This window comes from Pseudomonas sp. P1.8, assembly GCF_001269805.1.
Taxonomy (GTDB): domain Bacteria; phylum Pseudomonadota; class Gammaproteobacteria; order Pseudomonadales; family Pseudomonadaceae; genus Aquipseudomonas.
Genome location: NZ_LHVM01000015.1, coordinates 50,666 through 63,006, shown reverse-complemented (window position 1 = coordinate 63,006; position 12,341 = coordinate 50,666). Strand labels below are relative to the sequence as shown.

Sequence of the window (12,341 nt, the reverse complement as noted above, 5' to 3'; positions counted from 1 at the left end):
ACCCAATAGACTGTATCACCAGTCTGAATACAGGCGGCAACCTTAGCCTCAACGAGAAAGCAGTCATGCATTTACGAGAAATTGACCTCAATTTGCTGGTGGTCTTTCATCAATTGCTCATCGACGGCAGTGTCTCCCAAGCGGCCGATAACTTAGGGCTAACGCAGCCTGCAGTGAGCAACGCACTAAAGCGTCTTCGCACAACGCTTAAAGACGATCTTTTTGTGCGAACAAGTAATGGAATGGAGCCGACGCCGTATGCAGAGCAGCTCGCTGATCCGGTGTCTCAAGCGATTGGAACGCTTGTCGGAGCACTAAATAGAAGCGACGATTTTGATCCCGCAACCAGCCACAGACGCTTCATGGTTGCAATGACCGATATCGGCGAAATCTATTTCATGCCCCGCCTGATAGCCGCTTTGCTTGAGCAAGCGCCCGGTATATCGGTAGTAACAATCCGCAATCATGCCGGCCTTTCACAAAGCTTGGCTGAAGGAGAGATCGACTTGGCGGTCGGGCTTTTGCCTGGTCTGCAAGCAGGCTTTTATCAGCGACGCCTGTTCCACCATCGTTATGTCTGCTTGTGCCGCAAAGATCACCCCCTGACTTTGCAACCGATGAGCCTGGAAAGTTTTTGTGAGTACGGGCACGTCAGGATTGCCGCAGCTAATACTGGGCATGGTGAGATAGATGCATATATGCAGCGAGCAGGATTGAATCGAGACATCAAGCTAGAGGTGCCGCACTTTGTCGCTGTGGGCTACATTCTTCAAAACACTGATCTGATCGCGACGGTGCCAGAACGTTTCGCAGCCAGTTGCGCTGCCCCCTTCGGTCTAACCACAATGCCTGTGCCAATTCCACTGCCGGAAATCGCCATCAATCTGTTCTGGCATGCGAGATATAACCGCGACCCAGCAAACAAGTGGTTTCGACAGTTGATGTTCGATCTCTTTAGCGACTGACAAATGGAGATGCGGCGAATGCTAATCGCCGCCTCACCGCTCCTATTCTTGAGGGCGTTTCAATACGAGTCAGCAAGAACGGTTGTACCCCGTACAGCAGCTACGCCGCCAATGCCATGACGGCATGCGTTATTTGTTTTGAGTTTTTTCCACGCCGGCGCCAAATGCCGTCGTGGCGAAGTCCAAAAAGGTACGCAGTTTTGGCGTAATTCGACGATCAGGTGCATACAGCACATGCAGTGCACGACTTGGAACCGGATAATCTGGTAACAGTGGCACTAATGTACCTTGCTGCAGTGATTCAAAGACGAGTTCAATCGGTTGGAGCATGACACCCAGCCCTGCCACTGCCGCGCAAAGCAATGGCTCTCCATGATCAGCCATGTATCGGCCGCTGACAGGAACAGCAACCCTGCCCTCTGGCCCGTCGAACGTCCAATGCGTACGCAATTCAGTATGCGAGAAACCCAAACATTCATGATTCTGAAGATCCCATGGAGTTCTGAGCGCGGGTTTGTTTTTCAGGTAGGAAGGTGCGGCGCACAATATGAGCCTATAGGGTGCCAGCGGGCGAGCTATCAAGCCGCTGTCGGAGAGCTGTCCCACCCTAAATACTACGTCGAATCCCTCGTCGATAAGGTCAACAGCTCGATTCGCTAATGTCAGCTCAACGCTGATCATCGGATTCGCTTGCATGAACTCAGGAAGTCGAGGCGCCAATGACTGCATCCCGAAACTGACAGGGGCATTAATTCTTAAGCGCCCACTCGGCAGGGATTGGGTTTCAGCAGCCAGGTTTTCAGCCGTTTCCACCTCTGTCAGTATGACTTTACAGCGCTCGTAAAACTCCCGCCCGAAATCAGTCAGACTCTGGCGCCGCGTGGTTCTGTTTAGCAGCCGTACACCCAGACGCTGCTCCAAATGATTTACATGCTTGCCGATTAGTTGAGCAGACATCTGCATGGCGTCGCCCGCAGCACTGAACGAACCCATTTCGACCGCTTTCACGAACGCCGCCATACTGCTCAGTCGATCCATTAACTATGTTCCGTTTCGAATGTAGCGTCATTTTGAGTATTTATCTCATGGCGTTTCAACTCTTATCTTTCATCAATAAACTCCACACCTGCAGGTGCTTTGTCTTGGATTACCCACTGAACGACCAAACGCTCCTTACCTTGCTTGGCGAGGACTTCTACTTCCCACACGAAATCATCGGTCAGGCCTGCAAGGTTTCTGATTTTGATGGGCTTAAAGTGAGCAGCTTTTCCACCAGTGACAATGTCAACCTCTGCTATTGGGAGGCCGGTGCCGGCAGACCACTGATTTTCATCCCAGGCTGGTCGGCAAATGGCGCCATGTATTTTCATCTGATGCACATCTTGAGCAAGCACTATCACGTGTACGTTCTTGATGTTCGCAATCAGGGACTGTCGCAGCGGGTGAAATTTGGTAACCGGATTTCACGCTACGCCCAAGATGTAAAGGAGCTAGCTGATCATCTTGAGCTGGACGAAGCGGATTATTGTGGTTGGTCTATGGGGGCATCCGTAATGTGGGCCTTTATCGACCTGTTCGGAACGACAGGCATTCGTACGCTAAGCATCATTGACCAAGCTCCATCGATTTACTGCCATGCGGACTGGACAGAGCAGGAACGGCTTGAGTCAGGGGCGTTTACGACATCGCCAGAGAGAATGATTGCTTCATACGTCAATATGTCCCCGACAAACACGCTGATTTCTGCCAGCAGAGTCGTAGAGCGCGCAATGGCTCTGGATTCCCCCTACTTCCATAACGTGATAAGCCTCGTTCAGTCGGTGGTCGAGGATGACATGGCATTTACAGGCTTGGTTCTTTTTGATCACGCGACCAATGATTGGCGAGACGTCATCCAATCAAAAATAGACGTGCCAACAGCTATTTTTACTGGGGATTACAGTGATTGGCTAGAAAGTCAACACTGGATGAATGCAGTAATCAATGATTCGGTGCTGCATGTCTACTCCAAGGCCGATCAGGGTGACCACTTTCTGGCGTTCAAAAATCCCCTGAAGTTTGCCTCCGATCTACACGCTTTCCTCGAGCGGACTTGAGACTCGGCACGTTGGCGCTCTGCTTTCTCAGACGGCTGATACTCACTTTCGATCAACCGGCTTTTTTATCTGGAAGGTGCTCATCATTCCTCCCATTTTGGCTGAGCAAAATGTTCCGCTAGGAAATTGATGAGCACCCGCACCTTAGGGGCAAGATGTTTTCGGGTTGGGTATACAGCATAGATACCTAGTTCGACCGACTGATACTCAGTCAGAATTTCTACCAGATCCCCGCGGCGAAGATCTTCGGCCACCATGAAGCTTGGCTGTAAAGAGATACCTCCGCCCGCTATTGCTATGCTGCGGCAGGTATCGCCATTGTTGCAGCGCAATACCGAGCGAGTGATGACACTTTCGTTGCCATTCGGCCCTTTGAATTGCCACTCGTTCCTACTAGCAAAGTTCGTGTACGCGATAACTCCGTGGGCTGTTAGATCGGCGAGTGCGGTCAACGGCTCGTACTTATCGAGATAGGACGGCGCTGCACATAGGCACATTCGAGTACTCGCCAGGCGACGCCCAATTAGGGAGGAGTTCTCCAGTCGTGCGATGCGTACTGCAGCGTCAAACCCCTCCTCTACAAGATCCACGATCCGGTCATTCAAGCTGATATCCAACTCCACCTTAGGATAAGCCTTCATGAAGTCTGACCAGACGGGGGCAAGGTGCAATACACCGAAGCTCACTGGGGCGTTGACGCGAAGCACCCCGCTAGGTTCTGGCGCGGCAGAAGAAACAGATTCTTCAGCTGCATCCATCATTACCAATACTTCGCGGGCTTGGTCATAGAACTGACGCCCTTCCTCCGTTAGGGACAACCGTCGCGTTGTACGGTGCAGTAGGCGCACGCCGAGCCGATCTTCCAAACCGCTCACGTATCTGGAGATGGCCGCTTTCGACATCTCCAGTGAATCTGCCGCGCCGATAAAACTTCCCCTGTCCACGACGGTGCAAAACACCTGCATTTCAAGTGCTCGATCCATAACTGTCTCACTTAAAGGAACTATATGTTTCATTAGGCCTTATTTATCTCATTTTTGACACCTATAGAATGAGCCCATCAAGGTAACTCAACCGAATGAGGTAGCTATGAAAATCACAGTAATTGGTACCGGCAATATGGGTTCGGGTTTTGCCAAACAACTTTCGGCTGCTGGCCACAGTGTTCGCGTCACCGGTCGCGACATCCTCAAAGCAGAAGCTTTGGCCGACCAGTATCCAAATGTCAGCGCACACGGAGCGGCTGAAGCGCTTGCAGACAGCGAGGTTGTTGTCATTGCTACCGGTTACGTAGATGCCGTGCCTGCGCTGCAAAGCCTAGGAGATCTGGGCGGCAAGATAGTGATCGATATCACCAACCCGCTCAGCGCTGACTACATGTCCTTGACGATGGGCCATGACACCAGTGCTGCGGAAGAAATCGCTAAGGCGTTGCCGCAGGTTCACATTGTCAAAGCGTTCAACACCTTGTTTGCACAGGTTCTGGTAGATGGCCCGAAATTCGAGAATGAACAACGTGGAAGCGTTTTTGTAGCCGCAGACAACGAGCGCGCCAAACAGACTGCGGTATCACTCGCACAGAGTATGGGCTGGAACACCGTAGATGCTGGCGGATTGGTCAATGCGCGCTACCTCGAGCCATTGGCTGGTCTAAATATCTATCTCGGGTATGGCGCAGGTTTGGGCACGTCTATAGCCCCCGTCTGGCTGAACAAGTAATTTTCATCGGAGCATTCACCATGGCCACCTCATTCCCACTGTTGTTCGTATCACATGGTGCTCCAATGTTCGCAATAGAGCCCGGCTTGGCTGGTCAGCGGCTGGCCGAGCTCGGTCGCGAACTGCCGAAACCTGATGCCATCGTCATCCTGTCTCCACACTGGATGACGCGCGGCGAAGTCAGCGTGACAGCGAGCACCGCGCCTAAAACTATTCACGATTTTGGAGGCTTTCCCGAGGCGCTGTACAAATTGCAGTATCCAGCACCGGGCGCACCTGTACTGGCAGAACATATCGTCAATATGCTGCAGACGGCTGGCTGGAAGTCTCGGCTCGACCCTAATAGAGGTCTTGATCATGGCGCTTGGGTACCGCTTTTGTATCTGGCACCCACTGCGGACATCCCGGTTGTTCAGGTATCGATGCCTTCGACTCTCGATACGCGTCAAGCCTGGAAGCTGGGGGAAGCGCTGAAGCCTTTGCGCGACATGAATGTCCTCATAGTGGCTTCGGGAAGCCTTACACATAACTTGTATGAGTTCCGAGGTAATGCCACCCATGGGGCAGAATACGTAAAGAATTTCGCTTCCTGGACGGCCCAAGCACTCAAGGCTGGGAACATAGAACATCTGTTGGATTACCAGCAGCACGCGCCGTCAGCTGAACGAGCCCATCCGACCGATGAGCATTTTTTACCTCTTTTCATTGCTCTAGGTGCAGCCGGCGCAGCTTACAAAACGCGCGTGCTTGATGGCGGCGTGACCTATGGCGTGCTAGCAATGGACAGTTACCTTTTTACCTCGGCAGATAGTCGTGGGCTAGAGAACGATCAACCCATCCAAGGTGTTGCTTAACATGTTGAACCAAAATAGTTTTTCTGATCCGGCACGGGAGCCAGAGTCAGGCATTTTCTTCCGAAAAGCTTGCAGTTCCTCAAGTCCAAAAGCCCGCTTGTTACTGCTGCACGGGGTAGGTTCTAACGAAGCCAATCTGGCGTCTTTGGCTGCATCGCTGCCTGACGACTTGGAAGTTTTTTTGCTGCGTGGCCCTTTGCAGGTTGGCCCTCAGGGATTCGCCTGGTACCAAGTCAACTTCACCAGCAACGGCCCATCGTTCAATCAGGATCAAGCCGAGTCGAGTAGACAACAATTGATTCGTTTCATCGAGGCGCTGCCGAAGCTACCTACGGTGATCGCTGGCTTCAGTCAGGGCGGAATTATGAGCTCAAGTGTCGGCGTAACCGAGCCAGAATTGGTATATGGGTTCGCACTCTTGAGCGGACGGATGCTGCGTGAGATCGACTCCCGAATCGCTGCACCAGAACGCCTGAAATCAGTATCCGCATTCATTGCCCACGGTCAGAAGGACAATGTTTTGCCGATCGACTGGGCACATGAGGCAGACGCCTGGCTGAAGCGTATTGGAGTCGCCCACGAAACGCACTTTTACAACATGGCCCACGAAATCATAGCGGAAGAGTTGGCTGACTTTTCGCGCTGGCTAACCAAAACGCTGTCACTTTCTAACTAAACAAAAAGGAAATCTCGCAATGATTGATTCACGTACCGCGCCTTATGCTGCATTTGCTATGCGACTGGCGCTAGGCATTATGTTCTTGGCTCACGGTCTGACTAAGCTGTTTGTGTTCACCCCTGCAGGCACTGCCGGCTTTTTCGAGTCTATTGGGTTTCCTGGCTTCCTCGCCTACCCTGTCATTGCGTTCGAAGTCGTCGGCGGTCTGTTTTTAGTTTTTGGGGTCTACGCCCGCTGGATTGCAGCTATCGCAGTTGTTCAATTGTTCGTCGCTTCGACAGTGCACTTCGGCAACGGCTGGAGCTTCACTAATGCAAACGGCGGATGGGAATATCCAATCTTCCTTTGCGTAACCGCGCTGGTTGTTGCATTGCTGGGTGATGGAGCGTTCGCAGCAAAGTCCTCGGTAAAGGCTTAAAGCTGAAGCCCCAAAAATGCCGAAGCCTGGTGCGTTATCCAGGCTTCGGCACTTTGCATAAACGGTCATCTTGAGGATCTGCGCCTCTTCGTCCCTGTTGATCCCGACTGCCAATTTGAAACCTCTCATAATGCCAATGCGTTGGATGGCTTCGGGTACACCGACGCCGATGTAAAACTACATTTCGTACGACACGAAGCCTACTCAAACCGCCGCCTCAGATGCTCGCCTCCCCCCTCGGCTTGTCGGCTAGCGAAAAAAAAAGCCTGGCCACTCGTTCTGCATGCCTCGGTCACCGAATACGACGATCTCGGCGGCGGCCTGTTCCGGACGATCAGATTTGCCCATTGCCCTCGCCCAACATTGCATCCATAGGAGCTGCGGTCACCGGGAGTTTGTATACATCGGTCGATGAGTGCCGCCGGATCTGTCATGCGAACTTTGGAACATGCATCTCTGCAACACCGACAGTTCAAGCCACTACCCTTTCCATTGAAAGCTAGCGACCGCAGATTCCTTCAATACCTCAGCATGAATATTCAATACCCACGCCCGGGTACGCTCCATGATCGAACCTCAAAACAAGAATAAAGACTGAGGAGATAGGCATGACATCCCCCAAAATTCCCAATCTGGTCACCTCTGACGGCCCCAGCGCAGCGCTATTCCAGCCGGGTCGGATTGGCAGCATGCAATTGCGAAATCGCTTCGTACAGGCGCCGATTTTTACCCAGTTCGCCAGCACCTTTGGCGAGGTTGACGATAAGCTGATCGAGTACCATCGGGCCCGCGCCCGTGGCGGAGTTGGACTTATCATTACCGAGAACACTTCTATCGATTGGGAGGTGGGACGCACGGTCGGGCATCCAATCCGAATTGACCACGACAGGTTCATTGGTGGTCTGAGCAATCTGACTGATGCTGTCCATGGCGAAGGCGCGAAAATCGCCGTGCAGTTGCACCATACCGGCCGCCAGAACTCCCAAGGCAATACGGAACGAAACGAGCCGCCGCTCGCGCCGACGGCAGGTATCACCAGCGCTTTTGGCACCCCGCCACGAGCGATCGAGGAACATGAAATCCCGGGGTTGATCGACAAATACGTTCAAGGTGCCCGACGTGCAGTGGCCGCCGGTTTTGATGCGGTAGAACTACACGGTGCTCACGGCTATTTGCTAGGCCAATTCCTCTCCCCATATACCAACAAACGTACCGACCAATGGGGCGGATCGCTGGAGAATCGTGCCCGCTTCGCCCTCGAAGTGGTGCGTGGAGTTCGAAAGCAAATCGGCCCAGATTTTCCTCTCTTGTACCGCCTTAGCGTTACCGAGCCTTACGAAGGCGGACTTTCATTGGAGGATGGTTTGGCATTCTGCGAGATGCTTGAGCCATACGTCGACGCACTGGATGTGAGTGCGGGGAACTACGACACGGCAATGATATTGCTACCGATGGGGGCACCTGGATCATTGGTTAACTACGCCAAAGCAGTCAAAAAACGGGTGTCCATCCCTGTCATCGGTGTTGGGAGACTCACCTGGCTCTTTGAAGAGATGGCTGAAGCGGTATCTAACGGTGAGCTCGACTTTGTTGCTTTGGGTCGCTCGGGACTTGCCGATCCCGACACGGTTGCAAAAACCCGCCGCGGAGAACCGCAAAGTGTTCGCCGTTGTCTCGCCGTCAATGAGTGTATATCGCGTTGGATGTTCAACGGTAAGGGTACTCAGTGCGTGATAAATCCCGCCCTTGGTCAAGAACGCCGGGCAGAGCAGGCTCGCCGACTCGCCTCTAGAAAGCATCGTGTCCTGGTGGTTGGCGCAGGGCCTTCCGGATGCGAAGCCGCGGTACTGGCCGCAGAACGAGGACACACTGTACTATTGATTGAGCGTCACGACCGCATTGGTGGTCAGCTCCATGCTTGGGCCGCCGCGAGCCCTCTTCACATGGAAGTGACGAACATGATCAGGTTCTACGAGAGTGAGCTTGAGCGAGTGGGGGTTTCCGTCCAACTCAATACCGAAGTAGATGAAATCGACCTGACCTCGTGGGATACCGTCCTCCTCGCCACTGGCACTGTACCCCAGGAGCAGGGCCTAGACGTAGTAGACATGCTGGCTAATCAACAGCTTCCCGAAGCGGCCGAGATCACCGTTTTCGGTGAAACTGAGAGCGCAATGTTCGCTGCCCTTTGGCTAGCTGAAAACGGAAAAAAAGTGAGCCTAGTCTCCCCAGCGCAGGATGTTGGTGTCGACACAAATGACATGCAACGTGGACACCTAACCGAGCTGCTGAAAGCTCAAGGTGTATCGATGAAGACATCTGGTGTTCAACCCGTTGACGGAACAATCGTGATGGCGACGACCCGAATTGCCTCTACCGTCAAATCAGAGCTTGTAAATGATCATAGTGTTCAAAGCATCGGCACCAGAGCCCATGGAGGGCGGATGTATGAAGCCACTCAGTCCGGTTTCTGGGCTGCATCCAAAATCGGAGAAGCACTATGAATGTACGCGCGATCGAACACGTTGGTATCACCGTTCCCGACATGGAGCAAGCTACCCGATTTTTCGTAGAGGCCTTTGGGGCTGAGAAGCTCTACGACATGCTTGATGAGCCTTTGGGAGGCCCAGAAGTCGAAGCGGGCCTTGGTATTGCGCCAGGTGCTGTGATCAACGTAATTCGCATGCTTAGGCTCGGTAATGGCCCCAACCTTGAACTGTTCACTTATTCTGGTGTAAAGCAGGCGCAGCCCGTCGTACCTAGCGACTTTGGTATCCAGCACATTTGCATCTATGTTGACGACATTGATGCCGCGGCTGATCGTCTGGAGAAAGCTGGAGGCATTCTGCTTAGTCGACCAGGTGTCCTACCGGGCGGGGATGCCGGAAACGGAAACCGATATGTGTACACCCGGACGCCTTGGGGGAGCACGATTGAACTGGTGACCTACCCCTCGGCGCAGGCCTATGAGCGCAAAACAGACTTACGTCGGTGGCGCCCCCAACCAACTGGGCCTGAGGACTTCAAAACCCAAGGTGAGTAAGGGCGTATAGATGTTCACGCAACGGCTTGCCAGCCGATCGGTAGGATTTCCTCCGATCGATGGCGAGCCGGTTTTGCGTGTGAGCATTAAGAATGTGATAATTTCATGTGGCGTGATAACGAAATATCGTTAGCACCAGATGCTTTCAATTGCTGCAAAAAACTCCACTACAAATACAAAGAAGGGAGTTGTGATGAGCGCCAACCTTTTAACGCCAGAAAATATGCTGGACGTAATTCCTGGAAAAGTCACGATAAGCGGAACCGTAGACACGGCGCCCAGTGGTGGCATGTCGCTCCGAGGGTATCGCTTTGACAAAACTGAAGTCAGCATCCCTTGCATGCGGGATTACGAGTTGGTGAGATGGAAAACAGGGACATCCAACCTTGGTTTTCATGATGGCGAGAAATGGCAGAAGTGGTCGGTCGGAAGCGACGATGTAACCATCTTGACGCGTGGTGAATCTTCAAGATGGTACTGGATGAACGACATCGAGGTCAGTCACATATATATATCGCAGGAAATGATGGGGAAAGTTGCTAACGAAGTTTTTCAGAAGGATATTGAGGGCGTTTTTGTAGATCATTTCCCCATTGTCAATGACGCGAAACTCTCCAAACTCTTGGCTGCTTACGAGATGGAGTGCCTGAGTGAAGAGCCAGGCAGTAGCATCTTTACACAGACACTCGAAATCCAGATATGCATCCATTTGATTCGGCAGTATGTGCGATGCGATATCAAAGACAGTGATCAGGTGTCTCGCTTATCAAGGTTGAAGCAAAGCCAGCTTCAGGATTATATTGATACACACCTCTCCTGCCCTATTTCAGTCAAAGACATGGCGATGATCGTCGATCTTAGCCCTTCATATTTTGTTCGTGTATTTGGCTCGGCGTTTGGAGTTTCGCCACACCAGTATGTCCAAGCGCGCCGTCTAAAAAAAGCTGAACAGCTCCTTTCGACATTGCGCGATGTCCCATTGAAAGCTGTCGCAATGGACTGCGGATTTTCGGATCAAAGTCACATGACAAGGTTGTTTCAAGAAAAGTTAGCTATGACGCCAAAGCAGTATCGGGAAAAAAACACATCAAAGCTGTTTAGTTATTCGACCGTGCAGTAAAAGATGGGGAAAAGAGCCCTCCATGACCCTTCTTCTCGCTCCATACACAAGAAATAGGGCCGACCGGCCCTTGCCTCTAGGATGAGCACGCTCTGCAAGCTTCACACACTACTGCCAGTGTTCACAGAGTTTTACCAGCTCATCTACGACATACCTAATTTTAGGCCGTAAATGAGAAACCTTCGGCCAAACGGCATGCACCTCGACTTGCTCGGGCTCATATGATTCCAGCACCTCGACCAGCCGCCCGGCCTCAATATCCTCCCTGAAGAGACAGCGTGGCATCTGGCATAAGCCTACACCCGCAACTGCAGCCAGAATCATTGCCTCGCCGTCTCCTATCTGATGGCTTGTGGGCGGCGCATAACGCACGCTTTTAGCGCCCCGTTTAACTCGCCAGGACAACGGCTGCCCCCGCCTGTAACCAACGATACAGTGATGGTCTTTCAATTCGTCCAGCGTTTCTGGCGTGCCGAATCGAGCGAGATAGGCTGGCGCTGCACAGATGGCCCAGTTTTGCCGTGCCAATCGGCGCGCAACTAACCCACTGGTGTCTTTAAGCTCTCCAAAGCGCACCAACAAGTCAATGCCCTCTTCTATTGGATCTACCAGGTTATCGGAAAACGTGATGTTGAGCTGCAAAGCGGGATATTTATTGGCGATTTCAAATAGTAATGGGGCGACAACTCGACGACCGAATGCCACTGGCATATCCACCCTCAAGCGGCCCGACGGTTCTCGACTGCCAGGGCCTAACCCGCTTTCTGCTGTTCCAATATCGTCAAGAGCTGAGGAGCAGGCCTCGTAATAAGCGTCTCCGTCAGCCGTCAACGAAATCCGGCGCGTCGTCCGATGGAAAAGCTGAGCCCCCAATCGCTCCTCTAGGCGAGCAATAGATTTTCCTACCGCTGATTTGGAAACACCGAGTCGATCAGCCGCTTCGGTAAAAGTGCTTGAACGGGCCGCCACTACAAATGTGATGACGCCTTGCAAAGAGTCGGCGGGAATCATTCTCGAAAATCTCAAGTAGATATAATGTCTACCCAGATTATAGTTTTAGTTCGTTTATCACCACATGAATCTACATTAGCATTCGCATATCGGTTGGAGCTTGCGGGGGTACGAAGCCGTCCCCCTCCTCATTAGGTGCCTCCGGCCGCCGATGAAGACAGTCACGCGCCAAGGTACTCCTACGCCGAAAATCATTCATTCAGAGGATTACATCATGCCCGTTGTACGCGTTAGCTGGTTCGAAGGTAAAGAGCACGCTCAAAAGGCCACTGTTGCGGCAGAGATCACTGAGAGCATCGTCAAAAACACCGGCACACCCGCCGAATACATCTACGTCATTTTTGACGATGTCGCGCCCTCGGATTGGGCAGGTGCTGGCAAATTGTTCGGTGAAGCTCCAGAAAAAGCCTAAATGTGACACCAAAACGAGTGCATC

13 protein-coding genes are annotated in these 12,341 nt (G+C 52.5%); 10 read left to right on the top strand and 3 right to left on the bottom strand.

Annotated elements, in window-relative coordinates; all coding sequences use genetic code 11:
• Positions 1–65 precede the first annotated feature (65 nt).
• Entirely contained in the window at positions 66–965 is a 900-nt protein-coding gene (locus AD668_RS16225; protein WP_053160542.1) for a LysR family transcriptional regulator, read from the top strand.
• Positions 966–1,094: 129 nt separating this feature from the next.
• On the opposite strand, the gene AD668_RS16220 is transcribed toward AD668_RS16225, so the two are convergent.
• Positions 1,095–2,003, bottom strand: coding sequence for a LysR family transcriptional regulator (locus AD668_RS16220; RefSeq protein WP_053160540.1), 909 nt, complete (start codon positions 2,001–2,003; stop codon positions 1,095–1,097).
• 104 nt (positions 2,004–2,107) lie between these two features.
• Between AD668_RS16220 and AD668_RS16215 the strand changes: the two genes are divergently transcribed.
• Positions 2,108–3,061, top strand: coding sequence for an alpha/beta fold hydrolase (locus AD668_RS16215; protein WP_053160634.1), 954 nt, complete (start codon positions 2,108–2,110; stop codon positions 3,059–3,061).
• Positions 3,062–3,144: 83 nt separating this feature from the next.
• Here the strand turns inward: AD668_RS16215 and AD668_RS16210 are convergent, their stop codons facing one another.
• Positions 3,145–4,044, bottom strand: coding sequence for a LysR family transcriptional regulator (locus AD668_RS16210; RefSeq protein ID WP_053160539.1), 900 nt, complete (start codon positions 4,042–4,044; stop codon positions 3,145–3,147).
• Positions 4,045–4,150: 106 nt separating this feature from the next.
• Between AD668_RS16210 and AD668_RS16205 the strand changes: the two genes are divergently transcribed.
• From AD668_RS16205 to AD668_RS16175, 7 genes are all read left to right on the top strand, one after another.
• On the top strand, positions 4,151–4,780 hold the full coding sequence (locus tag AD668_RS16205; RefSeq protein WP_053160537.1) for an NADPH-dependent F420 reductase: 630 nt from the start codon (positions 4,151–4,153) through the stop codon (positions 4,778–4,780).
• Positions 4,781–4,800: 20 nt separating this feature from the next.
• Positions 4,801–5,634 (top strand): class III extradiol ring-cleavage dioxygenase, encoded by an 834-nt coding sequence (locus AD668_RS16200; protein ID WP_053160535.1) that lies wholly within the window; start codon positions 4,801–4,803, stop codon positions 5,632–5,634.
• Position 5,635: 1 nt separating this feature from the next.
• Positions 5,636–6,310 (top strand): alpha/beta hydrolase, encoded by a 675-nt coding sequence (locus tag AD668_RS16195; protein ID WP_053160533.1) that lies wholly within the window; start codon positions 5,636–5,638, stop codon positions 6,308–6,310.
• A gap of 19 nt (positions 6,311–6,329) precedes the next feature.
• On the top strand, positions 6,330–6,731 hold the full coding sequence (locus AD668_RS16190) for a DoxX family protein (RefSeq protein WP_053160531.1): 402 nt from the start codon (positions 6,330–6,332) through the stop codon (positions 6,729–6,731).
• 608 nt (positions 6,732–7,339) lie between these two features.
• Positions 7,340–9,235: an FAD-dependent oxidoreductase gene (locus tag AD668_RS16185; RefSeq protein ID WP_053160529.1), complete on the top strand. Its 1,896-nt coding sequence runs from the start codon at positions 7,340–7,342 to the stop codon at positions 9,233–9,235.
• Entirely contained in the window at positions 9,232–9,774 is a 543-nt protein-coding gene (locus AD668_RS16180; RefSeq protein WP_053160527.1) for a VOC family protein, read from the top strand. The genes AD668_RS16185 and AD668_RS16180 overlap by 4 nt, the downstream gene beginning before the upstream one ends.
• A 193-nt stretch (positions 9,775–9,967) precedes the next feature.
• Positions 9,968–10,894 carry a helix-turn-helix transcriptional regulator gene (locus tag AD668_RS16175; protein WP_053160525.1) on the top strand — a complete coding sequence of 309 codons (927 nt, stop codon included), beginning with the start codon at positions 9,968–9,970 and terminating at the stop codon, positions 10,892–10,894.
• A gap of 108 nt (positions 10,895–11,002) precedes the next feature.
• Here the strand turns inward: AD668_RS16175 and AD668_RS16170 are convergent, their stop codons facing one another.
• Positions 11,003–11,905 carry a LysR family transcriptional regulator gene (locus AD668_RS16170; protein WP_053160523.1) on the bottom strand — a complete coding sequence of 301 codons (903 nt, stop codon included), beginning with the start codon at positions 11,903–11,905 and terminating at the stop codon, positions 11,003–11,005.
• A 214-nt stretch (positions 11,906–12,119) separates the two neighbouring features.
• Between AD668_RS16170 and AD668_RS16165 the strand changes: the two genes are divergently transcribed.
• Positions 12,120–12,317, top strand: coding sequence for a 4-oxalocrotonate tautomerase family protein (locus AD668_RS16165; RefSeq protein ID WP_053160521.1), 198 nt, complete (start codon positions 12,120–12,122; stop codon positions 12,315–12,317).
• Positions 12,318–12,341: the final 24 nt, after the last annotated feature.